General features: G+C 73.5%; 26 protein-coding genes and 1 riboswitch. Of the genes, 4 read left to right on the top strand and 22 right to left on the bottom strand.

All coding sequences use genetic code 11. The annotated features are described in order from the left end of the window. Positions 1-2: 2 nt before the first annotated feature. A riboswitch (glycine riboswitch) is annotated at positions 3-91 on the bottom strand. Positions 92-123: 32 nt separating this feature from the next. The 9 genes from Aeryth_RS08630 to Aeryth_RS08590 all read right to left on the bottom strand — a co-directional run bounded on the left by Aeryth_RS08630 (position 124) and on the right by Aeryth_RS08590 (position 5,527). Next, complete coding sequence (locus Aeryth_RS08630) at positions 124-714, bottom strand: MerR family transcriptional regulator (protein WP_067857303.1); 591 nt, start codon at positions 712-714, stop codon at positions 124-126. A 175-nt stretch (positions 715-889) separates the two neighbouring features. Further along, entirely contained in the window at positions 890-1,351 is a 462-nt protein-coding gene (locus Aeryth_RS08625) for a bifunctional nuclease family protein (protein WP_067857300.1), read from the bottom strand. 2 nt (positions 1,352-1,353) lie between these two features. Further along, positions 1,354-2,070, bottom strand: coding sequence for a transcriptional regulator FtsR (gene ftsR / locus Aeryth_RS08620; protein ID WP_067857297.1), 717 nt, complete (start codon positions 2,068-2,070; stop codon positions 1,354-1,356). Then, the gene (locus tag Aeryth_RS08615) at positions 2,067-2,501 is read right to left on the bottom strand and encodes an FHA domain-containing protein (RefSeq protein ID WP_067857294.1); all 435 of its coding nucleotides are present in this window, start codon (positions 2,499-2,501) and stop codon (positions 2,067-2,069) included. Before Aeryth_RS08615 ends, ftsR begins: the two co-directional genes overlap by 4 nt. Before the next feature lie 152 nt (positions 2,502-2,653). Next, positions 2,654-3,031 carry a glycine cleavage system protein GcvH gene (gcvH, locus tag Aeryth_RS08610; RefSeq protein WP_144433733.1) on the bottom strand — a complete coding sequence of 126 codons (378 nt, stop codon included), beginning with the start codon at positions 3,029-3,031 and terminating at the stop codon, positions 2,654-2,656. A gap of 52 nt (positions 3,032-3,083) precedes the next feature. Further along, positions 3,084-3,806, bottom strand: a complete 723-nt coding sequence (locus Aeryth_RS08605) for a DUF881 domain-containing protein (RefSeq protein WP_067857291.1) — start codon at positions 3,804-3,806, stop codon at positions 3,084-3,086. Next, a complete protein-coding gene (locus Aeryth_RS08600) occupies positions 3,799-4,131 on the bottom strand; it encodes a small basic family protein (protein WP_067857287.1) in 333 nt (110 codons plus the stop codon). The genes Aeryth_RS08605 and Aeryth_RS08600 overlap by 8 nt, the downstream gene beginning before the upstream one ends. Beyond that, positions 4,128-4,943: a DUF881 domain-containing protein gene (locus Aeryth_RS08595; protein WP_067857283.1), complete on the bottom strand. Its 816-nt coding sequence runs from the start codon at positions 4,941-4,943 to the stop codon at positions 4,128-4,130. The genes Aeryth_RS08600 and Aeryth_RS08595 overlap by 4 nt, the downstream gene beginning before the upstream one ends. A gap of 8 nt (positions 4,944-4,951) precedes the next feature. Then, on the bottom strand, positions 4,952-5,527 hold the full coding sequence (locus Aeryth_RS08590; RefSeq protein ID WP_067857280.1) for a cardiolipin synthase ClsA: 576 nt from the start codon (positions 5,525-5,527) through the stop codon (positions 4,952-4,954). 185 nt (positions 5,528-5,712) lie between these two features. Here Aeryth_RS08590 and Aeryth_RS08585 point away from each other — a divergent pair, with 185 nt between their 5' ends. After that, positions 5,713-6,330 (top strand): superoxide dismutase, encoded by a 618-nt coding sequence (locus tag Aeryth_RS08585; protein ID WP_067857277.1) that lies wholly within the window; start codon positions 5,713-5,715, stop codon positions 6,328-6,330. Positions 6,331-6,419: 89 nt separating this feature from the next. Here the strand turns inward: Aeryth_RS08585 and Aeryth_RS08580 are convergent, their stop codons facing one another. The 4 genes from Aeryth_RS08580 to Aeryth_RS08565 are packed head-to-tail and all read right to left on the bottom strand — an operon-like array spanning position 6,420 to position 10,152. After that, entirely contained in the window at positions 6,420-8,378 is a 1,959-nt protein-coding gene (locus Aeryth_RS08580; protein ID WP_067857274.1) for a bifunctional copper resistance protein CopD/cytochrome c oxidase assembly protein, read from the bottom strand. Further along, on the bottom strand, positions 8,375-8,899 hold the full coding sequence (locus Aeryth_RS08575; RefSeq protein ID WP_067857272.1) for a copper resistance CopC family protein: 525 nt from the start codon (positions 8,897-8,899) through the stop codon (positions 8,375-8,377). The genes Aeryth_RS08580 and Aeryth_RS08575 overlap by 4 nt, the downstream gene beginning before the upstream one ends. Then, positions 8,892-9,608, bottom strand: coding sequence for a YcnI family copper-binding membrane protein (locus tag Aeryth_RS08570; protein WP_067857269.1), 717 nt, complete (start codon positions 9,606-9,608; stop codon positions 8,892-8,894). Before Aeryth_RS08570 ends, Aeryth_RS08575 begins: the two co-directional genes overlap by 8 nt. A gap of 37 nt (positions 9,609-9,645) precedes the next feature. After that, on the bottom strand, positions 9,646-10,152 hold the full coding sequence (locus Aeryth_RS08565) for a hypothetical protein (protein WP_067857266.1): 507 nt from the start codon (positions 10,150-10,152) through the stop codon (positions 9,646-9,648). Between the two features lie 58 nt (positions 10,153-10,210). Here Aeryth_RS08565 and rocD point away from each other — a divergent pair, with 58 nt between their 5' ends. Both rocD and Aeryth_RS08555 read left to right on the top strand, forming a co-directional pair. Continuing rightward, entirely contained in the window at positions 10,211-11,422 is a 1,212-nt protein-coding gene (gene rocD, locus Aeryth_RS08560) for an ornithine--oxo-acid transaminase (protein WP_067857263.1), read from the top strand. A gap of 3 nt (positions 11,423-11,425) precedes the next feature. Further along, complete coding sequence (locus tag Aeryth_RS08555; protein WP_067857261.1) at positions 11,426-11,845, top strand: hypothetical protein; 420 nt, start codon at positions 11,426-11,428, stop codon at positions 11,843-11,845. Positions 11,846-11,848: 3 nt separating this feature from the next. Here the strand turns inward: Aeryth_RS08555 and Aeryth_RS08550 are convergent, their stop codons facing one another. Both Aeryth_RS08550 and Aeryth_RS08545 read right to left on the bottom strand, forming a co-directional pair. Beyond that, complete coding sequence (locus Aeryth_RS08550; protein WP_067861518.1) at positions 11,849-12,652, bottom strand: spermidine synthase; 804 nt, start codon at positions 12,650-12,652, stop codon at positions 11,849-11,851. 5 nt (positions 12,653-12,657) lie between these two features. After that, positions 12,658-12,876: an RNA-binding S4 domain-containing protein gene (locus Aeryth_RS08545; RefSeq protein ID WP_236749877.1), complete on the bottom strand. Its 219-nt coding sequence runs from the start codon at positions 12,874-12,876 to the stop codon at positions 12,658-12,660. Between the two features lie 83 nt (positions 12,877-12,959). On the opposite strand from Aeryth_RS08545, the gene Aeryth_RS08540 reads away from it, so the two are divergent. Further along, positions 12,960-13,328 (top strand): RNA-binding S4 domain-containing protein, encoded by a 369-nt coding sequence (locus tag Aeryth_RS08540; protein ID WP_067857254.1) that lies wholly within the window; start codon positions 12,960-12,962, stop codon positions 13,326-13,328. A gap of 7 nt (positions 13,329-13,335) precedes the next feature. On the opposite strand, the gene Aeryth_RS08535 is transcribed toward Aeryth_RS08540, so the two are convergent. The 7 genes from Aeryth_RS08535 to Aeryth_RS08505 all read right to left on the bottom strand — a co-directional run bounded on the left by Aeryth_RS08535 (position 13,336) and on the right by Aeryth_RS08505 (position 22,116). After that, positions 13,336-13,740 (bottom strand): NUDIX hydrolase, encoded by a 405-nt coding sequence (locus tag Aeryth_RS08535; protein ID WP_067857250.1) that lies wholly within the window; start codon positions 13,738-13,740, stop codon positions 13,336-13,338. Between the two features lie 7 nt (positions 13,741-13,747). After that, positions 13,748-14,347 carry an LOG family protein gene (locus Aeryth_RS08530; protein WP_067857248.1) on the bottom strand — a complete coding sequence of 200 codons (600 nt, stop codon included), beginning with the start codon at positions 14,345-14,347 and terminating at the stop codon, positions 13,748-13,750. Continuing rightward, on the bottom strand, positions 14,344-15,135 hold the full coding sequence (locus Aeryth_RS08525) for an inositol monophosphatase family protein (protein ID WP_067857246.1): 792 nt from the start codon (positions 15,133-15,135) through the stop codon (positions 14,344-14,346). The genes Aeryth_RS08530 and Aeryth_RS08525 overlap by 4 nt, the downstream gene beginning before the upstream one ends. A 61-nt stretch (positions 15,136-15,196) precedes the next feature. Then, a complete protein-coding gene (locus Aeryth_RS08520; protein WP_083516357.1) occupies positions 15,197-15,634 on the bottom strand; it encodes a MarR family winged helix-turn-helix transcriptional regulator in 438 nt (145 codons plus the stop codon). A gap of 736 nt (positions 15,635-16,370) precedes the next feature. Then, positions 16,371-16,943, bottom strand: coding sequence for a DNA-3-methyladenine glycosylase (locus tag Aeryth_RS08515; protein WP_067861516.1), 573 nt, complete (start codon positions 16,941-16,943; stop codon positions 16,371-16,373). After that, complete coding sequence (locus tag Aeryth_RS08510) at positions 16,940-18,265, bottom strand: M1 family metallopeptidase (RefSeq protein WP_067857242.1); 1,326 nt, start codon at positions 18,263-18,265, stop codon at positions 16,940-16,942. The genes Aeryth_RS08515 and Aeryth_RS08510 overlap by 4 nt, the downstream gene beginning before the upstream one ends. Further along, positions 18,238-22,116, bottom strand: coding sequence for a Pls/PosA family non-ribosomal peptide synthetase (locus tag Aeryth_RS08505; RefSeq protein WP_067857239.1), 3,879 nt, complete (start codon positions 22,114-22,116; stop codon positions 18,238-18,240). The genes Aeryth_RS08510 and Aeryth_RS08505 overlap by 28 nt, the downstream gene beginning before the upstream one ends. Positions 22,117-22,159 lie beyond the last annotated feature (43 nt).

Below are 22,159 nucleotides of genomic sequence, written 5' to 3'. Positions count from 1 at the left end.
GCCTCGTCCGCATGGTCCGTGGTGCCTGAGAGGTTCCGGGGAGGAATTGCCCCTTCGGCGCCGCCTGGGCGATCTCTCCCACGCGTGGTCGACAGCGGTCCTACGGTACCAGCGTGGCGCCCGTCAGCTGGTCAGACGGGCACGACGACGCGCCGACAGCTCGTCGTCGGCGGTCTCCGGAGCGACCGAGCGCTCGCTCGGCAGCTCGTGCAGCGACCCCTCGATCTCCTTCCAGACACCACCGATGGCGATGCCGAAGACGCCCTGTCCGCCCTGGAGGAGGTCGATGACCTCGTCGGCGGAGCGGCACTCGTAGACGCTGGCGCCGTCGCTCATGAGCGTCACCTGGGTGAGGTCGTCGGTCCCGCGCTCGCGCAGGTGCTCGACCGCAGTGCGGATCTGCTGCAGCGAGACGCCGGCGTCGAGGAGCCGCTTGATGATCTTGAGGAGCAGGATGTCCTTGAAGGAGTACAGGCGCTGCGTGCCCGAGCCCGTCGCCGAACGGACGGTCGGCTCGACCAGCTTGGTCCGGGCCCAGTAGTCGAGCTGGCGGTAGGTGATGCCGGCCGCGCTGCAGGCGGTCGGACCGCGAAAGCCCGTGTCGCGCGGGAGCGGCTCGACGTCGTCGGTGAACAGCAGGCCTTGGTCGCCGGCCTGCGCCGCGGCCTCGGCGGCCTCCAGGGCCGTCGCGTCGTCGTCGCGTCGCTCGATCATCGGGTCTCGCCTTCCAGACAAGGGTGAGGGGGAAGACCACCTCGGCGAAACTACAACGGTGTTCGCGTGCGGCAGTGCTCTCACGGTAGGCCCGGCGCGGACTCCGGTCAATCACTGCGACGGCGTGTCGCAACCCTTGCGTGAGGGTTGAGGGTTCGGGCGTCGACCCACTGGGTCAGGCGAAGTCCTCGGGCTCCACGTGGTCGAGGAACGTGCGGAACCGCTCCACCTGCTCGTCCTCCTCGCGCGTCGAGGCGATGCCGGCCTCGTCGAGCACGTCCTCCGTGCACAGGATGCGGGCCCCGCAGCGCAGCGCGAGCGCGATGGCGTCGGACGGACGGGCGTCGACCGTCGCGCCCGAGGCGAAGACCAAGGTGGCGAAGAACACGCCGTCGTCCACGTCGACGATGTGGATCTCGGTGAGCTCGTCGCCGAGCGCCTCGACGACGCGCTGCATGAGGACGTGCGTGAGGGGACGCGGGGTCGCCTCGTCCTGCTGGGCGAAGGCGATGGCCGAGGCCTCGACCGCACCGATCCAGATGGGCAGGTAGCGCGCACCCTCGCTCTCGCGCAGGAGCACGAGCGGCTGCTTGGTGGGCATCTCGACCCGTACGCCGAGGACGTCGAGCTCGCGCACGGTCAGTCCCGGAGCCGGTGCCGCAGGAGCACCGTGTGCAGACGCATGAGGAGGGCGGCCAGCTCCCCGAGCTGCTCCGCCGCGGCGGCCTTGTCCTCGCGACGACGACGCTCCGGCACCGCGCGGCCCAGCAGGTCGGACTCGCGCTCCGCCGCCGTGCGCACCGCACGCAGGTGGCGCGGCTCCACGCCGAGCGCGGACAACCGGACGACCGCGTCGACCACGACGAGGTCGTCGCCGTCGTACGCGTGCTGGCCCGGGCGACGCTCGAGCAACCCGTGCTCCTCGACCTGGGCGAGCAGCTCCTCGCTCGCGCCGGTGCTCTCCAGCACCTCCTCGCGGCTCAGCCGCATCCGGCTGCGGCCCTCCAGGAAGGCGCCCGGCGTCGGCAGGCCGTCGGCGTCGCTGGAGACCTCCGGCACGCGGACGTTGCCGTCGAGGTCGGTCTGCGGCACGAGGCCGCGGTCCATCTCGTCGAGCGCCTGTCGGATCGTGCTCAGGGGCCAGTACCGCTTCTGCTGGCGCAGCACGAACCGGAGCCGCTCGACGTCGTCGAAGGAGAACTTGCGGTACCCCGAGGGCGTCCGCTCCGGCTCGAGCAGACCCTCCCGCTCGAGGTAGCGGATCTTGCTGATGGTCAGCGACGGGAACTCCTCGCGGAGCTCCGCCAGGACCTTGCCGATCCCGAGCCGAGCCGTCTCCGGCAGCGGCTGGGTCACGCCTGGCCCCGCTGCGCGCCCGCGAAGTAGATGAGCCGGTACTTGCCGATCTGGACCTCGTCGCCGCCACCGAGCGCGATGTCGCCGTCGATGCGGTCGCGGTTGACGTAGGTGCCGTTGAGGCTGCCCAGGTCGCTGACGACGTAGCCGCGGCCGGACCGGCTGAACACGGCGTGGCGGCGCGAGACGCTGATGTCGTCGAGGAAGATGTCGCTGTCGGGGTGTCGCCCGACCGACACCGTGTCGGTGTCGAGCAGGAACCGCGCCCCGGCGCCCGGACCGCGCTGAACCAGCAGCATCGCGCTGCCCGCCGGCAGGTTCTCCACCGCGTCGACGTCGGCCGAGGTCATCTCCTCGGTGTCGGCGTCGATCAGCGGGATGTGCGTGGTCTCGTCCGGGACGTTGCCGTGCTCGGGACCGGGCGAGGTCATCGGATCACTCCTGGCTGTGCTCGAAAGGTGGTGGCTCGAGAGGTGCGGGCTGGGCCGCGAGGGCTGGGCTGCGAGGTCTCACCCCGGGGTCGAGGGTCGACGTGACCAACCTAGCACCCGTACCAGGTCGGGCCGGGTGGTCCGGCCCGACCTCAGGACGAGACGAGAGCCGTGTACTGCTCGGGGGCGAGCAGCGCGGCGGTGGCATCGTCGTCGGCGGCCCGCACCTTGAACAGCCAGCCCTCGCCGTAGGGGTCGGAGTTGATGACCTCGGAGGCACCGTCGAGGCTCTCGTTGCGAGCCACGACCTCGCCGCTGACCGGGCTGAAGACGTCGCTCACCGACTTCGTCGACTCCAGCTCCCCCACGACCGACCCGGCCTGGACCTCGTCGCCGACGTCGGGCAGGTCGACGTAGACGATGTCGCCGAGCTGGTCCTGCGCGAAGTCGGTGATGCCGACGACGAGGACGTCGCCCTCCACGCGCACCCACTCGTGCTCTTCGCTGTAGTACAGGTCCTCAGGGATCACGCGGCGCTCCTGCTCGGTGTGTGGTGGTGCTGGGAAGGTGGTCGTCGGTCGCTCAGGGCGCGCCGACGTCGGGACGAGCGTACTCGGGGGTGCGCACGTCAGCCAGGGCCGTGATGGTGATCGTCGAGCGGCGGGCGACGGCGGCCTGCGCGCCGCGCGCCTGCAGCAGGTCGCGCACGCCGCCGCGGAAGGTGATGGACTCCTCGAGCGTGCTGGGGTCGCCGATCACGTCGAACACGTAGGGGCTGCTGACCTGGCGTCCGCCGATGCGCAGACCCTGCTCGTCGTCGAGCACGTACGTCTGGGCGACGACCCGCGCCGTGTCGTTGACGACGATCGCCTCCGCCCCGGCCTCGCGGAGCTCCTGCAGGACGTCGAGCACCAGACCGGCGTCGACGAGCCCGTCGGGGTCGGAGACGGTGAGCCGCACGCCCGGGCCCGTCGCGCCGACCGAGCCGGCGAGCACGGCGAGCTCCTCGGCACGCTGGCGGGCGACGTCCTCGGCCTCGGCGGCGCCGCCGCGGGACGCGCGCAGCCGGTCGCGGGTGGCGGTGAGCTCGTCGATCTGGCCGGCGAGCCGCTCGTTGGCGACGTCGACGGACTTGAGCAGCTCGACCAGCTCGACGCCGCGCAGCGAGCCGTAGTCGGTCGCGTCGTCCTGGCCGACCTGCACGGTCATGGCGAACGCCAGCCCGCCGACGAGCAGCGCGACCAGCACCTGCGACCCGGCGCGCCGGTGCGGTGCCGCCCGGTGCGGCCGCTCCGTGTCAGGCATGGAAGATCCTGCGGCGGATGGCGGCGGCGTTGGCGAAGATGCGGATGCCGAGCACGACGACGACGCCGGTCGAGAGCTGCGAGCCGACGCCGAGCTGGTCGCCGAGGAAGACCATGAACCCGGCGATGGTCACGTTGGAGATGAACGAGACGACGAACACGCGGTCGTCGAAGCGACGCTCGCCGAGCGCCCGCAGCGCGCCGACGACGGCATCGAGCGCGGCGACGATCGCGATCGGGAGGTACGGCTGCAGCCAGAGCGGCACGTCGGGCTGGAGGAAGAGGCCGAGGCCGACACCGACGACGAGTCCGATCACCGGGATCACGGTCTGCCCTCCCCTCGTGGACCGTCCGCCGCCGGGAGAGGCTCCGCGCGGCGCAGCGTGGTCCGTTGCTCGGGCGCCGACGGCACCACCTCGTCGTCCGATGGTGCCATGCCCACGGAGATGCCGGCGTCCTCGGCGCGCTCCTGGAGGTAGCGTCCCGCGAGGTTGGACTGCAGCCGGGACCGCAGCACCGCACCGTCGCCGAGGGCCACGATCCGCACCGGCACCTCGATGCGGCGGAAGTTCACCGTGATCGCGCCGTCGAGGGAGGAGATCGCCGAGGTCTCGGCGAGCCGCTGACCGCCGACCGACACGGCCTCGGCACCCGCGTACCAGAGCCCGTTGACCACGGCGACGACGTCCTGCGCGGTGACGCGGCCCGCGCGGGCACCGTCGGGGCTGCCCGCCATGGTGACCACCAGAGCCGTGCCGCGCAAGGACCGGGCCCCGGCCAGGACGGTGTCGGCGGCGACGTCGGTCGAGGTCTCCGCGGTCGAGCCGCCCTGCAGCGACGCGACCTGCTGGCGCAGCGCGCCGACGGCCTCCTGCCGCGCGGCCAGGACGTCGCGCCGGTCGGCGACGTCGGCGACGAGCGTGCGTCGCTCCAGCTCCGAGCCCGGTCGCTCGGTCTGGGTCTGGACCGCGGTGACCGTGAGCATCGCCGCGAGCACCGCGACCACCACGCCCACGGCCGGGGTCGCGACGGCGCGCTGGCCGTACCGCTCCCCCGCCCGCACGACGTAGTAGTCGTCGTCGAGCGCGTTCTCCGCGACCTGCTCCAGCAGGCTCTCCGCAGGACGGACGACAGCCACGGCCGACCTCAGCGAGCGAGGGGCTCGGTCGTGGCGAGGAGGCGTCGCACCTGGAAGGCGTAGAGGACACCGCCCCACCAGTACAGACCGACGCCCCAGATCGCGAACGCCCAGCCGAAGACCTCGGCGAGGTCGGCGACCGTGCCCGACCCGTCGCCGAGCAGCAGCAGCGGGAAGGCGTAGAGCAGCCCCGCCGTGGCGGCCTTGCCCAGGAAGTGCACGGGCAGCGAGCTGTACCCGCGGGTGCGCAGGAACGGCACGAGGCTGAACAGGAACACGTCGCGCAGCGGGAGCAGCACCGCGAGCCACCACGGGATGATGTCGCGCAGCGCCAGCCCGACGACGACGGCGAGGATGTACAGCCGGTCGGCGACGGGGTCGAGGATCGCGCCGATCTTCGACGTCTGGTTCAGCCGGCGGGCCAGCTTGCCGTCGAGGTAGTCGGTGACGCCGGAGACGACGAGCACGAGCAGCGCCAGCACGTCCTCCTCGGGCCCGAGGACGAGCCACAGGAAGACCGGCAGCAGCACGATCCGGACCACGCTGAGCAGGTTGGGGATCGTGACGAGCCTGTCCTCACCCACGTCGACCCTCTCGCAGCTCCTTCATCGCGCGCTCAGCCTAGGGCATCGTCGACGGGGCGGGTGACTGCCGGGCCCGTCCGCATCGCGGGCCGGTCTTGCGTGGGCTTGAGCGACTGACAGACTGAGGGAGCACGATCCGTAACGACATCCGCGGGCACCGCGAGTGCCCCGACCTAGGAGGACGCGTGGCCGACTACACCCTGCCCGACCTGCCCTACGACTACGGTGCGCTGGATCCGCACATCTCCGGCAAGATCATGGAGCTGCACCACAGCAAGCACCACCAGAACTACGTCAACGGCCTGAACACGGCCCTCGAGAAGCTCGAGGCGTCCCGCGCCGACGGTTCGTACGACACGATCAACCTGCTCGAGAAGAACCTCGCGTTCAACCTCGGCGGCCACATCAACCACTCCATCTTCTGGAAGAACCTGTCTCCGGACGGTGGCGACAAGCCGACCGGCGAGCTGGCCGCGGCGATCGAGGACAACTTCGGCTCCTTCGACGCCTACCGCGCGCAGTTCGAGGCGACGGCGCTCGGGATCCAGGGCTCCGGCTGGGCGATCACCGCCTGGGACACGCTGGGTCAGAAGCTGGTCATCGTCCAGCTGTACGACCAGCAGTCCAACATCCCGGCGACGCTGATCCCGATCTCCCAGCTCGACATGTGGGAGCACGCCTTCTACCTCGACTACCTCAACGTCAAGGGCGACTACGTGAAGGCGTTCTGGAACATCGCGAACTGGGCCGACGCCCAGGAGCGGTTCACCGCGGCCACGAGCGGCGGCCAGGTCCTCTTCTGAGACCCGGCAGCCCGCCACGCACGAGGGCCCCGCACCGATCTCGGTGCGGGGCCCTCGTGCGTGCGGCGGCGGGACCCAGGCGGCCGGGCTCAGGCGTCGGGGTCGCGGCGCTTGCCGTGCTCGGCGAGGTCCTTGAGCCGAGCGTTGTAGGCGGCGAGGGCGGCGTCGCCGTCGCGGTCCGCGGCACGGTCGATCCGGCGTGCCTCGCGCTGGTCGGAGCGGAACCACTGAAAGAGCAGCGCGATCATGACGAGCACGAGGGGCACCTCGCCGAGGGCCCAGGAGATGCTGCCGCCGAGGTACTGGTCGGCGAGGAGGTCCGTCCGGTACGGCCGGTCGATGGTGGTCCAGTACGGCTCGGCCAGGACCCGCGCCGACGACATGATCGCGATCGAGAAGAACGCGTGGAACGGCAGCGTGACCAGCATGATCCCGAACCGGGCGAGCGGCGGGAGACGTCGCGGCGACGGGTCGACGCCGATGATGACGTAGTAGAAGAGCGACCCGACGAGCAGGAAGTGCAGCTCCATGGCGGTGTGGCCCCAGTGCTCGCGCATCAGGAAGCCGAACAGTGGCGTGAAGTACAGCGCGTAGAGGCTGCCCACGAACAGCACCGGCGGCACGACCGGGTGCGTGAGCACGTGCAGGAAGCGGGACGCGAGGAACGACGTCAGCAGGGTCCGGGGCGACACGTCGCCCGGCTGGCGGGGCCCGGGCAGGGTGCGCAGCGCAAGGGTCACGGGTGCGCCGAGCACGAGGAAGATCGGCGCGACCATCGAGAGCAGCATGTGCGAGACCATGTGCGCGCTGAACATCACGTGCGAGTAGACCCCGAGCCCACCGATGGTCGACCACGCCACCACGAGGAGACCGACGAACCAGGCGACGGTGCGGCCGACGGGCCAGGCGTCGCCGCGGCGGCGCAGCACGAGGAGCCCGCGGACGTAGAGGGCGGCGCCGAGCACGACGATCGTGAGCCCCAGCCCGTTGGGCGTGAAGCCGAGGGCCATGCGCAGGACGTCGGGCGCGGGCGGCACGGGCCCACCGAGCAGCTCCTGCGCGGGCGTGGTGAGGATGTCCCCGACCGGCGTCGGCGTGCGCGAGAGTGCCACCGCCAGGCCGATCGTCGCGGCCATGAGCAGCACCTCCGACGTCGCGACCGACAGGAACCCGGCGTCGCGGTCGGCGAGCCGTCGGCGCTGGACCCAGCCGAACCAGCCGAGCGCGACGAGCGCGACGACCTTGGCGAGGACGAGCTGTCCGTACCCGGTGCCGACGACGTCGGTGACGCTGCGCAGCCGCACCGCGGCATTCACCACGCCGGAGACCCCGACCACCACGAACGCCCAGAGGGCGAGCACCGAGTAGCGGCGCAGTGCGGGGGCGAGCCGCTTGCTGCCGCGCCAGGCCACCCAGGTCAGGGCGACGAGCCCGCCGACCCACAGGCAGACACCCACGAGGTGCAGCAGCAGGCTCAGCGCGGCGAGGTCGTGCGAGCCCGACGACGCCGAGTGGCCGGCGAACGCGACGGGGACGAGCGAGGCGAGGACGACGCCGAGCACGACTGCGAGGCGTCGGACGGCGATCGTCCAGCGCAGGACCGCCCACGCCAGCGCGCCGACGAGGACCTGCAGCAGCACGACCCCGCCGGTCGCGGTCGTCGCGAGCTCCGAGAGCAGCGGGAACGTCAGCGAGCCGATCGGCCGGGCGAACACGTCGGCGACGGTGAGGACGTAGAGCACGATGCTGAGCAGCGACCACGCCGCCGCGACGCGGGCGGCGCCGCGGACCGCGTCGACCGACAGGCCCTGCACGTCGTCGGCCGACGTCGGCAGCAGGGCGACGACCGCGAGCAGCAGGCCGACGAGGACCACGAGCAGACCGTCGGAGACGACCGACGCGAGCGGCAGCGACCAGCCCACGAGCGGGCCCGGGTCCGGGAGGCCCTCGGGTACCTGCTGGGGCGCCCCTCCACCCAGGCTGAGCGCAGCCACGCAGGCCGCGGACGCGACCAGGAAGCTGGCGACGGTGGTGCGCAGGATGCTCACGCGTGCTCCTCGGTCCGGCGGCGCAGGAGCGGCCAGACGATCAGGACGACGGCCACGAGGCCACCGCCGACGGCCCACCACAGGTGCTCTGCGTGGCGGTGGATGAAGGACTCCGAGGTGTCGTCCTGGCGGGGGGCCTGCTCGACCGTGCGACCCGCGGTGGTGCGGAAGGTCGACTCCCCCGCGATCGGGTGGCCGTCGGCGGAGACCACGCGGTACGCGATCGTGTAGGTGCCGCGCTGGCCGTCGGCCGTGCCGTCGCGCAGCCGACCGGTGACCTCGCGGTCCCGAGCGCTGACGTCGAGCGGCACGCGGCTGCCGTCGGGCGCGGTCAGCACCAGCTCGGAGCGGGTGACCGGCTCGTTGAACTCGAGCGTGACCGTGCCCGGCACCTCCTCGACGACGGCCTCGTCGGCGGGGTCGGTGCCGACGAGGGCCGCGTGCGCCGACGCCGGACCGGCGGTCAGCGCCGGCGCCAGGAGGACGGGCAGGAGCAGCAGGACGACCAGGGCTCTACGCACGGCGTCGATCCTGCCGCAGGACACCCAGGAGCGCCGCGACCGCGACCACGAGGGCCGCTCCGCCGAGGACGCGACCCAGGACGTCGGAGCCGGACCCGCCGGACTCGTGCGCGCCCGACTGGTGCTCGCCGGCGTCGTCGCCGGTGGCGGAACCGCCGTGCGCGTGGCCGCCCTCGCCGGCGGGCAGCAGGCTGAGCGTCGGGGCGGGCTTGTCGGGCTCGGTGTCGCCCTGCTGCACCTGGTCCCAGTCGACGACCTCGCCGTCGGAGTAGGTCTGCTCGGCCTCGAACCGGATGCTGTCGGCGTCGGGGAACGGGCCGCCCGACAGGGCGAACTCGTCGAACTCCCCCGGCGGGATGCCGTCGCCGTCCGCGGTCCACGTGACCGTGCGGACGGCTCGGGTGATCTCGGTGCCGTCGACCTCGACGGGCGCGGGCAGGCGGCCCTCGCGCGTCGTGATCGTCCAACCGGGCTTGGTCTGGGCGGTGAGGTGCAGGAAGGGAGCGTCCGCGGGCAGCGTCACGACGAGCTTCGTCGTGTCGGCCGTGTCGGACTCGGTGGGCACGCGGAAGACGATCTTGCCGTAGCCGTCGCGTGCCGCGTCGGGCGAGGAGACGCCGACGTGGGCGACGGCGGGGCCGGCGACGGCCACCGTGGCGAGAGTGAGGGCCGCGGCGGCGGCGAGACGGGTCGGACGGGTGGTGGGCATGACGGGACCTTCGGGTACGAGGGGCTGGTGGACGGGCTCACGCCGTCAGCGGCGGGGCCCGGCCCGAGGGCCGGGGGCCCGCGTCGCTCCCCTCGCGCACCAGGACGCCCGACGTGACGCCCGTCCTGCGACGTGCCAGCACCACGAGGCCGGGCACGCGCACGAGCCCGACGACGGTGTCGGCGGCCCGCCACCAGAGGTCCTCGGCGCGACGCAGTACGAGCAGGCTCACCAGCGTCGCGAGGGCGTGCGCCCCGAGCATCCTCGTGTCGTGGGACCCGGACGGCGTGGCGAGCAGGTGCGCCGCGACCTGGCCGAGCACCAGCAGGCCGAGCAGCTGGGACGACGTGAGCCTGCGCGCGCCGACCAGCCGGGTCACCAGCGCGGCGCCGGTGGCCACGAGGACGACGGCCGCGGAGGGCACCTCGCCACCGGCCAGGACGTGGGCGGAGGTCGCGCAGGCCGCCACTGCCACGCCCACGAGCGCAGGGCGGAGGAGCCGCGGGCCCAGCCCGCGTGCCGCCGTCCCGCTGCGCGTCGTCACCCCACGAGGGTAGTCGGGACGGACCACGGGCCTGGCGGCGGCCGTTACGGTGGGAACCATGTCCGACATGCAGCAGACCGCCGGCATCATCGCGCTCGACGAGCGGTGGGGTGCCCACAACTACCACCCCCTCCCCGTGGTGATCTCCGAGGCCGAGGGCGCATGGGTGACCGACGTCGACGGTCGCCGGTACCTCGACTTCCTCTCCGGGTACTCCGCGCTCAACTTCGGGCACCGCCACCCCGACCTGGTCCGAGCCGCGCACGAGCAGATCGACCGGCTCACCCTGACCTCCCGCGCCTTCCACAATGACCAGTTCGGCGCCTTCTGCGCCGAGCTCGCCGAGCTCACCGGCACCGAGATGGTGCTGACGATGAACACCGGCGCCGAGGCCGTCGAGTCCGCCATCAAGGTCGCCCGCAAGTGGGCCTACGAGGTCAAGGGTGTCGCCTTCGACGCGGCCGAGATCATCGTCGCCACGCACAACTTCCACGGCCGCACGACCACCATCGTCTCCTTCTCCGACGACCCGGTCGCGCACGACAACTACGGCCCCTTCACGCCGGGCTTCGTCACCGTCCCCTACGGCGACGCGCAGGCCGTGCGCGACGCCATCGGCCCGAACACCGCCGCCGTCCTCATGGAGCCGATCCAGGGCGAGGCCGGCGTGGTGGTGCCGCCCGCCGGGTTCTGGGCCGACGTGCGCGACGCCTGCACCGAGAACGAGGTGCTGCTCATCGCCGACGAGATCCAGTCCGGTCTCGCCCGCACGGGCCGCCTCTTCGCGCTCGACCACGAGGGCGTGCGGGCCGACCTGTACACCTTGGGCAAGGCGCTCGGCGGCGGCATCATCCCCGTCTCGGCGGTCGTCGGACGCGCCGACGTCCTCGGGGTGCTGCGGCCAGGGTCGCACGGCTCGACGTTCGGCGGGTACCCGGTCGCGTGCGCGGTCGGCCGCGCGGTCGTCGGCCTGCTCGCGACGGGTGAGTTCCAGGAGCGATCCGCCGACCTCGGCCGGCACCTGCACGACCGGCTCGAAGCCCTCCTCGGGCAGGGCGTCGCCGCCGTGCGCGGTCGAGGCCTGTGGGCCGGCGTCGACCTCGACCCCCTGGGACGTACCGGACGCGAGGTGTCGATGGCGCTGCGCGACGAGGGCGTGCTGTGCAAGGAGACGCACGAGCGGACGCTGCGCATCGCCCCGCCGCTCGTCATCACGCGGGACGAGATCGACCACGCGGTCGACGCGCTCGAACGTGCGCTGAAGGTCTGATCCGTGGGCACGCTGCTCGCCGTGCTCGCGCTCGTCGCGGGGCTGGTGCTGCTGCTCGTCGTGGTGGGTCTCGTCCGGCTCGCGCTGGTGCGACGTGGTCACCGCCGTCGGGTGGCCGGCTACGCACCCGAGGTGGTCGAGCAGGCGGGTCTCTTCGCGGTCGCCTCCGACCGGCAGACGCAGGTGCGGGGCATCGGCTCGCTGCTGCTCGGACGCGAGCACCTCGCGTTCGTGCCGCTCGTGGCCGGCCGCGACGTCGAGGTGCCGCGCGACGCGATCACCTCGGCGACCCTCTCGCGGACCTTCCTGGGCAGGTCGACCGGTGCCGACCTGCTGGTCGTCACCTGGTCCCTGGACGGGCTGGCCGACGCGGCGGCCTTCCAGGTGTCGGACCCGGCCGGTTGGCGCGACCGGCTCTCCTGAGGCTCAGCCGAAGAAGGTGGCGCCGCCGGGCGGGGCGGGCGACGCCTCGCTGCGGGCGTCCGTGAACGCCGTCCCGCCGGCCAGCCGGTCGCGCACCTGGACCGCGTCGAGCACACGGTAGGGGAACATCGACCCCGCGGCACGTCGTGCGAGGGGCGCCGGGTCGACCGGCGCACGCGATGCGACGACGAGGACGTTGCCGTGACGCCGCCCCTTGAGCGTCGCCGGCTCCGCGCTGACGACGACGTGCGGCAGGGCGGTCTCGACGGCCCGCAGCGCGTCGCGGACGAACGGGAACGGCGCGCGGTCGGCGAGGTTCAGCAGGACCAGCCCCTGCGGTCCGGCCACGCGCGCGACGTCCGCGTACCACTCACACGTCACGAGGTCCGCCGGGACGCTCGCCCCCGCGAACGCGTCGACGACGACGAGGTCGTAGGCGGCGTCGCGCAGGCTCGCGACGCCGGCGCGTCCGTCCTCGGCACGCACGCGGATGCCGCTGCGCTCGGGCAGCGGCAGCTCCGCCCGGACGAGCGCCGTCAGCTCGGCGTCGGGCTCGAGCACGAGCTGGCGGGAGCGCGGGCGCGTGGCGGCCACGTAGCGCGCCAGCGTCATGCCCGCCCCGCCGACGTGCAGCGTGCGGACCTGCACGCCCGGCGCCCATGCCGTGTCGACGACGTCGGCCATGCGGCGCACGTAGTCGAACTCGAGGTGCGTCGGGTCGTCGAGGTCGACGTGCGACTGCTCGGTGCCGTCGACCCGCACCGTGGCCGCGCGCGGGCGGTCCCGGTCGGGGACCACCTCCACCACCCGGGTCACCAGGGCACGTCGACGTCGTCGCCGGTGACGACGCGCAGCACGCGCGGACCCTCTGGCAGGGCCACCGTGACGACGGCGCCGTCGCCGAGCTGGCGTCCGCGACGTGTCTCGACCTCGCCGTCGACCTGCACGTCGCCCGAGGCGACGAGCGCACCGGCCTGCGCACCCGACTCGGCGACGTCCGCGAACTTGAGCAGCTGACCCAGCCGGATCATGTCGCTGGTGATCGCGATGGTCTCCACGTCGTCCGGTCCCGTCATGACGTCCAGCCTAGGCCGGACCCGCCTAGGGTGGACGGGTGGAACCGAGCAGCGTGCGCGCCGACGTGTGGGTGTGGTCGGTGCGCCTGTTCGCGTCGCGCTCCGCCGCGAGCGCCGCGTGCAAGGGCGGACAGGTGCACGTGAACGGCCGCCGCGCCAAGCCCTCGCAGCCGGTGCAGGTCGGCGACCGGGTCGAGGCGACCACGCCCGGAGGCCCCCGGGTCGTCGAGGTGCGTCGCGTGCTGACCAAGCGCGTCGGTGCCGCCGTGGCGGCCGAGTGCTACACCGACCACACACCACCACCCCCGCCGCGCGAGGAACGTCTCGCCATGCCCCGCCGCGACCGCGGTGCCGGACGGCCGACCAAGCGCGAGCGTCGCGAGATGGATCGCTTCCGCGGTCGCTGAGCCGTGGTCAGCGGCGGGCGAGCAGCGGCAGCAGGTGCTCGGCCGCGAGCGGCGCCAGGGCGACGTCGGGGGCGTGCGGGTCGACCCAGCGGGCCTCCTCGATCTCCGCGGCCACCTGGTGGGTCGGGTCGTCGAGCCGCAGGGCGAAGCAGTGCGCCAGGAGGTCGTGTCCTGCCTCGTTCGCGGCGACGGTGCGGATGGTGCCGAGCGGCGCGAGCCGGGCCGGGTCGACCAGCAGACCGAGCTCCTCGGCCAGCTCTCGCACCAGCGCCTCGACGTGGGACTCCCCCGCCTCGGGCTTCCCGCCCGGGTTCATGAACAGCGTGGTCCCGCGCTTGCGCACGAGCAGCGTGCGACCGTCCGCGCGGGTGGCGAGCGCCGCGACGACCTCGATGACCGGACGCGCGGTCACGGTCGGCTCACGGGGTGGGCGACGGCAGCGCGCCGCCCCACTTGTCGGTCCACGTCGGCGCCGACGCGAGCACGTCGAGCAGCGTGTCGAGGTCGGGGTCGATGGTGACGATGTGCTGCTGCGCCTCCCGCACGAACCCGTCCACGACCATGCGGTCGAGCACGGCCCGCATCGGCGACCAGAAGCCCTCCACGTCGAGGAACCCGGACCGCTTCGCGTGGATCGTGAGCTGCGCCCACGTCCACTGCTCGGCGACCTCCTCGAGAGTGCCGGCGCCGCCCGGGAGGGCGAGGAACGCGTCGGCGAGGTCGGCCATGAGCGCCTTCCGCTCGTGCATCGTGTCGACCACGTGCAGCTCGGTGCAGCCGGTGTGGGCGAGCTCGCGGTCGTGCAGCGACCGCGGGATGACGCCCACGACGGTGCCACCTGCCGCGAGCGCGGCGTCGGCCACGGTGCCCATGAGCCCCACACGACCGCCGCCGTAGACGACGGTGATGCCCCGCTCGGCGAGCGTGCGTCCGACGTGCTCGGCTGCCGCGGCGTACGCCGGGCTCGTGCCGTGGCTGGAGCCGCAGAAGACCGCGACCGCACCGAGGGCGGTGCTCACGCGTCGTCCTCGAGCGCCTCGCGCAGCGCGGCGACGGCCTGCGGTCCACCGGCGAGCGACCAGCGCAGCCCGGCGACGTCGACCTGCTCGGCGGCTCCGCCCGCACCGCGCACGAGGGCCGCGCCCGGCAGCCAGTCCCAGGCCGGGGTGCTGTGCTGGAACCAGGCGCCGAGCCGTCCGGTGACGACGCCCACGAGGTCCATCGATCCCGAGCCGTGCATGCGCAGCGTCGCCGGCAGGGCGGCGGCCCGCAGGAACGGCTCGCGCACGTGGGCGTCGGAGACGTTCCCGGGGTGGAGGTAGGTGGCGGCACCCACGGTGGTCACGTCGACGTCGCGCACGGGCTCGACGACGGACCCGTTCCACGTGGTCGGCAGGTCGGGCCCGCCCACGAGCACGCCGTCGCGGGCGTGGGCCACCGCGCCCAGCACCAGCGTGTCGCCGTCGAGCAGGGCCACGGCGGAGCACCAGTAGTCGGACCCGCTCGCGAAGTTGTAGGTGCCGTCGACCGGGTCGATCACCCAGCGGCGGCCGGAGATGCCGGGCTCGTCGGTGCCCTCCTCCCCCAGCAGGCCGTCCTCGGGACGCAGACGTCGCAGCATGTCGACGACGAGCGCCTCCGCGGCGTGGTCGGCGGCGGTGACGACGTCGGAGACCGACGTCTTGCTGCGCACGTCGAGGTCGGAGCCCTCGCGCATGCGGGCGGCCAGCGCGACGGCCTCGGTGACCAAGCGGACCGCGAGGTCGGCGTCGGACAGGACGGACGGGTCGGCGGCGAGGTCGCTCACGCGTCCATCCTGCCGTGCCGGTGGAGGCCGCGGCAGCGCGGGTCGGGGCCGGCGGGCGTCGTCAGTCGATGGGTGCGGCGGCCAGGCGGTCGCGGACCGTGCCGATCAGGCGGCGCAGGGTGGCCAGGTCGGCGTCGTCCATCTCGAGGACGTCGGCGGCGTGCTCGTAGAGCCGGTCGGCCAGCGGTCGCAGCGCGGCGCCGGCCGGCGTCAGCGTGACGAGGGTCGAGCGCTCGTCCTGCGGGTTCCGCGCCCGCGTGACCCGCCCGTGCGCCTCGAGTCGTTTCACCAGCGGCGACAGGGTGCCGTAGTCGAGCCGCAGCCGCGCCGCGAGCTCCTTCACGCTCTGCCCGTCCTGCTCCCACAGCGCCAGCAGCACGAGGTACTGCGGGTACGTCAGGTCGTGCTCGTCCAGCAGCGGCCGGTACGCCGCCGTCATCTGGCGCGACGTCGAGTACAGGTCGAAGCAGAGCAGGTCGGACACCGTGGGAGTGCTCATCCTCCGATGGTACATCGTGCACGATGGATTCGACGGGGTTTCGTGTGCTTGCGTGGTGGGCTGGGCCCTGCGGGTGCGCTGCCTGCGGGGGCGTGGGGTTGCTGGCGCGTTGGCTGCGGGGGTCTCGCCTTGATGGTGCGTTGCCTGCGGCTGGTGCTGGGGCTGGTCTCCGAAAGGGCCTCGACCGGCAGCGGGCCTGGGGTGTCTTCGGGTCTCGGGGTCTGGCTTGGGCCTGTGGGTGACGCACGATTCTTCGTTTCTGCGTTCTGGGGCCACGGTTCTTCGTGTGCGCGTCCGGGCGGTGGATCTGCCACCTTCTGAGCGCTCTCCAGGTGGCAGATCCACCGCCGACGGGGTCAGACGTGGCAACGATGCTTCCTTCTCGTGGACCGTGCCACGAGAGGAGAATCTCGCGTCCCCCCAACGCAAAGGGCACCCACGATTCTTCATCCACGCGTGCGAGGCCGAACGCTTCGACGTTCACGCCGGGATCCCGTCGCCAACGCAGAATCTTGCTTCCTACCCAGCACCAACCCGCAGCCCGAGACCCCAGATGAGCGCCGCCGCCAGCCGCCCGGTCGAGGCCCTTGCGGAGACCAGCCCCAGCGAGGGCCGAGGCAGCGCACCAGCAAGCCCAGACCCCCTTCAGCAGCGCACCAGCAGGTCAAGACACCCTGCGGCAGCGCACCAGCAAGCGGAGACCCCCTGCGGCAGCGCACCAGCAGGTCGAGAACCCCTACCCCCGCGGCGCGCGCGGCGACCGCCGGTACGCCGAGACGGTGGGGTCGCCGGCGATCCAGAACCGCCACGGGATGTCGGCGGCCTGCGCGACGCCGACCCGGGGGCCGCTGGCGACGTCGGGCTCGTCGGTCGGTCCGGGGCCGAGGTGGACGCCGGTGGGGTCGAGGAGGTCGGTGCCGAGGTCGGTCGCGGAGATGCCGAGGGCCTGCGCGAGGTTCCCCGGGCCCCGGGCGAGGCGGGTGTCGGCGACGTCGCCGCGACGCTCCCGGGCGAGGTCGAGTCCGTCCACGACGCGTCCGGCCCGCACCAGCACGGCCGCTGCCTGCTCGGTCGGGCCGGTCACGACGTTCGCGCACCAGTGGATGCCGTACGAGCGGTACACGTAGAGGCGCCAGGGCGGGCCGTACATGATCTCCGAGCGCGGCGTCCGCGTGTACGCGTGCGACGCCGGGTCGAGGATCCCGCCGTACGCCTCGACCTCGGTGATCCGCACGGTCACCCCGTGACCGCGCAGCTCACGGCCGAGCAGCGCCACGGCCCGCGCGGCGACGTCGTCGTCCGACGTCACGGCAGGTCCGGGACCGCGGTCGCCCTCACCCACTGGTCGAAGAGGTCGGTCTGCTCCCCCGCGACGTCCGCGACGACGCGCTCCAGGTCGGCCGTGTCGGCGTTGGCGTGGCGGAAGCGGTCGGTCCAGGTCCGCAGCACCGTGAAGAAGGCGTCGTCGCCGACCCGGCGGCGCAGCGCGTGCAACGTGAGGGCGCCGCGCTTGTAGACCCGGTCGTCGAACATCAGGTCGGGGCCGGGGTCGGCGAGCAGCAGGTCCTGGTCCTTCGCCTGCAGCTTCGCGTGGTGGTGGCGCGCGCGCTCGTCGGCGCTCTCGCGGCCGGACTCCTCCGACCACAGCCACTCGGCGTAGCAGGCGAAGCCCTCGTGCAGCCAGATGTCGTTCCAATGCCGCAGCGTCACGCTGTTGCCGAACCACTGGTGGGCCAGCTCGTGCGCGATCAGTCGCTGCGCGTCCCACCCGTCGTGCAGGAGGTTCGGTCCGAAGATCGAGAGCCCCTGCGCCTCGAGCGGGATCTCGAGATCGTCGGGGGTGACGACCGCCAGGTACCGCTGGAACGGGTACGGGCCGAAGACCCGGTCGAAGAAGGCGACCATGGCGGGCTGGTCGGCCAGGGCATCTTGGGCCTGCTCCCGCAGGCTGCCAGGCGCGACGAAGCCGACGGGCACCGGCGACGTCGCCTGCTGCTCCTCGACGAAGTCGCCCACGTGCACGGTCGCGAGGTAGGTGGCCATCGGCTCGGGCTGGTCGAAGACCTGCACGACCCGTCCCGCGGTGCGTCGCCGCTCGCCGGGCACGCCGTTGCCGACGACGGTGAACGCCTGCGGCACCGAGAGCTCCAGCCGGAACGGCGCCTTCGCGGACGGCAGGTCGTTGCACGGGAACCACGACGGCGCGCCGTGGGGCTGCGAGGCGACGATCGCGCCCTCCTCGAGCTCCTCCCAGCCTGCGTCGCCGTCGGGTCCGCGCATCGGGTGCGGGCGGCCGCCGTAGGCGACCATGATCTCGGCCTCCTCGCCCTCCGCCAGCTCCCGACCCAGCTCGACGCTCACGGACGCGCGCTGCTGCCGGTACTTCGCGCGGGCGCCGTCGACGAGGAGCTTCTGCACCCGCAGGTCGTTGAGGTCCAGACGGACCTTCCGCAGCGGCTCGAGCGCACGCACGCCGAGGGTCGCGGTGCCGGTGAGCCGGTTGGACTCGGGGACGTAGTCGACGACGAGGTCGTAGCGTGTGACGGTGTACGACGGGTCGCCGTGGTGCGGGACGTAGCGCTCGTCGACGGACGCGGCCCGGCTCACGCGGGCGCCGTCGCGTCGGTCCAAGGTCCGATGGGGTTGCCGACCCAGCTGGTGCCGTCGGGCACGTGCTCGCCGCGCATCACCAGCGACCCGGGGCCGACTCGCGCGTGCCTGCCGATGCGTGCGGCCGGCAGCACGACGCCGTGCGGACCGAGCGTCGCCCCCGCGTCCAGCCTGACCTCGTCCATGCTGAGTATCCGATCATGGAAGAGGTGCGTCTGCACCACGCACCCCCGGTTGACGGTCGCGCCGTCGCCCACGGTCACGAGGTCGGGCTCGGGCCACCAGTACGTCTCGCACCAGACCCCCCGGCCGACGCGCGCCCCGAGGCTGCGCAGCCACAGCGGCAGCAGCGGCGTGCCCAGCGCCCAGCGGCAGAACCAGGGGGCGGCCACCACCTCGACGAAGGTGTCGGCGAGCTCGTTGCGCCACACGAAGCTGCTCCAGAGCGGGTGCTCCTCGGCCCTGACCCGACCGACGAGGACCCACTTGGCCGCAGTCGCGACGAGCGCCCCCACGACGCCGGCGGCGAGCAGGACCGGGCCGGCGACGAGCGCCGCGACCCACCACCCCGCACGGTCCGCGACCGTGACGATGCTGCCGGCGACGGCCAGGACGAGGAGGGCCGCTACACCGACGGCGAGCACGCGGCAGGCCTCGAGCGCCGCGCGCGCCACCCTGAGCCGTCGTCCCGGCTCGTAGGTGCGGGCCTCGTCGACCTCGCCGGCGGCGCGGCGGAGCCTCGTGGGCGGGCTCCCCAGCCACGACGACCCCTTGGTCGCCTTCGCGCGACGGGGTGCCGCCGACAGCACCGCGACCAGCCCGCGCGCCGGCACCTTGCGGCCGGGCGCTGCCATGCCCGAGTTGCCGACGAAGGCCCGACGCCCCACCTTCACGCGCTCGACCCGCAGCCACCCGCCACCGAGCTCGTACATGCCGAGCATCGTGTCGTCGGCGAGGAAGGCGCCGTCGCCGACCGACGTGAGGCTCGGCAGCAGGAGCACGGTCGACGCCTCCACGTCGGCCCCGACGTCGGCGCCGAGCGCGCGGAGCCACGTCGGCGTGAGGCTGCTGGAGTACAGCGGGAACAGCCACTCGCGGGCGCTGTCGAGGACGCGCAGCACCGTCCAGGCCGACCACGCCGCGCGGCCGTGCACGGGGTGCACCCCGGCCGCCACGCCGGTCGACGCACCCCGGACGACCGACCACACCAGCCCGGCGAGGACCAGCAGGGACCCGACCACGAGGACGGGCAGGAGCGCAACCAGCAGCAGCGCGAGGTCGGCGGGTGATTGCGGGTCGACACCGAGCGCCAGGGCCGCGCCGAGCGACGCCGCGGACACGAGCCCGACCGCGAGCGCCGGGAGCGCCGACAGCACGAGACCCGTCACCGCGTAGACCGTGGGCCAACCGCGACGGCGCGGTGCCGGCTCGAGCTCGGCCGGGCCACGCGCCTCACCGACGCGCGTCGCGGGGGCTCCGGCGGCGAAGCTGTCGTCGGCCACGTCGCCCAGCACCGTCGACCCTGCGCCGACCTCGGCGCGACGACCGACCACGACTCCGGGACCGAGCGTGCTGCGGACGCCGACGCGAGCCTCGGCCCGTACCCGGACCGGCCCCACGACGAGACGGTCGCCGTCGACCCACCAGCCCGAGAGGTCTGCCTCGGGCTCGACCGTGGACCCGCGGCCGAGGGTCAGCATGCCGGTGAGAGAGGGCAGCGCGTGCAGGTCGACTCCCGCACCCACCTTCGCGCCGAGCATCCGCGCGAAGACGGTCAGCACGCCGACGCTGGCGAGCGTGCCCACGCGGAGCTCCTCGACCAGGCGCTCGGCCGCCCACAGCCGCAGGTGCGTCGACCCGCCGCGCGGGTAGGTGCCGGGCGTCAGCCGACGCAGGAGCAGCCGCACGCCACCCGCGGCCGCGGCAGCCCGGACGGGCGGGAGCAGCAGCACCGCCGCGACCACGGTCGCCGTCCATCCGGGTCCCGGGAGCCACGACCAGTCCGTGGCGACGGCCAGCGCCTGCACCGCGAGCATCGTCCAGGCCACCCAGACCAGCCCGCCGACCGCGCGCAGCGGCAGGAGCAGGACCAGCTGGACCAGGCTCGACCGGCGGGGCACCGGCCGCACCTCGCGGACGTCGACGACGGCCGGGGTGGTGAGCGTGTCGAGACGAGCCGCGAGCGCACCCACCGTGGGCGCCTCGTAGACGTCGGCGACCGTCACCTCCGGGTGCGTCTCCCGCAGCCGAGCCACGAGCTGCGCCGCGGTGAGGCTCGAGCCACCGGCTTCGAAGAAGTCGTCGGCCGGCCCGCCGACGGCCGAGCCCAGGATGCGCGCCCACGCGTCGGCGACCAGCGCGGCGGTGCCGTCGAGCGACGCCTCGGTGCCGGTCTCGAGCGGCCACGGCAGGGCGTCGCGGTCGACCTTGCCCGACGTGCGGACCGGGATGGTCTCGACGACCGCGATGCGAGGCACCGCGGCCGCGGGCAGGCGCTCGCGCAGGGTCGCGCGCGCACTCCTCGCGTCCAGCGTCCCGTCGGTCACGACGTAGCCGACCAGGACGCTGTTGCCCGCCTCGGACCGACGCACGGACGCGGCTGCCGCCTCGACGCCGGGCAGGGCGAGCAGGGCGCTGTCGACCTCACCGAGCTCGATGCGTCGTCCGCCGATCTTCACCTGGTCGTCGGCACGCCCGGCGAACAGCAGACCCGCCTCGTCGAGCACGACGCGGTCGCCGCTGCGGTAGGCGCGGTCCCACCCGAGCGAGGGCATCGGGGCGTAGGTCGCGGCGTCCTTCTCGGCGTCCAGGTACCGCGCGAGGCCGACACCGCCGATCACCAGCTGACCGGTCTCCCCCGGCCCGACAGGGCGTTCGTCGTCATCGACCACCGCGAGGTCCCAGCCCTCGAGCGGCAGGCCGATGCGGACCGGCTCGCCGGGCCGCAGCTGCGCGCCGCAGGCGACCACGGTCGCCTCGGTGGGCCCGTACGTGTTCCACACCTCACGGTCGGCGGTGGCGAACCGGTCGCCGATCTCCGGCGGGCAGGCCTCGCCGCCGAGGATCAGCAGCCGCACCGCGTCGAGCGCCTGCGCGGGCCACAGCGAGACCAGCGTCGGCACGGTCGAGACGACCGTGACGTCGTTCGCGACGAGCCACGGCGCGAGGTCCGCGCCACTGCGGACGAGCGAGCGCGGTGCAGGCACGAGGCAGGCGCCGTGCCGCCACGCCAGCCACATCTCCTCGCAGGAGGCGTCGAAGGCCACGCTGAGCCCGGCCATCACGCGGTCGCCGGGACCGAGAGGTGCGTCCTGGCAGAAGAGCACCGCCTCGGCGTCCACGAACGCCGCCGCGGAGCGGTGCGTGACGGCCACGCCCTTGGGCGTCCCGGTGGAGCCCGACGTGAAGATGATCCAGGCGTCGTCGTCGAGGGTCGGCGGCTCCACGCTGCCCGAGCCGCGCACGTCGTCGCGCAGGCGTCGCACCACGAGGCCGTCGGTCACGACCGCGTCGGCCTGGGCCTCGCGCAGCACGGTCGCTGCTCGCTCCTCCGGGTCGTCGACGTCGATCGGCACGTAGGCGGCACCGGCGAGCAGGACGCCCAGGATCGCGACGTGCAGGTCGGTGCTGCCCGAGGACACCCGCACCCCAACGCGGGCGCCGCGACCGACGCCGACGGCACCGAGCTCGTCGGCCAGCGCCGACGCCGTCTCGAGCAGGGTGTCGTAGGTCAGGACGACGTCGCCGCAGGCGAGCGCCGGCTCCTCGGCGTGGTCCCGGGCGGTGGCCTCCAGCACCTCGACGAGGGTGCGCGCGGGTGCCGCCCGGCCCGAACGCAGGAACGTGGCAGGGACGTCGACGTTCTCGAGCACCCGCGCATGATGCCAAGACCGCGTGAACGAGCCGTGAACACGG

This window comes from Aeromicrobium erythreum (genome assembly GCF_001509405.1).
In the GTDB taxonomy this organism is placed as follows: Bacteria; Actinomycetota; Actinomycetes; order Propionibacteriales; family Nocardioidaceae; genus Aeromicrobium; species Aeromicrobium erythreum.
This window is presented reverse-complemented; position numbering and strand designations above follow the sequence as displayed.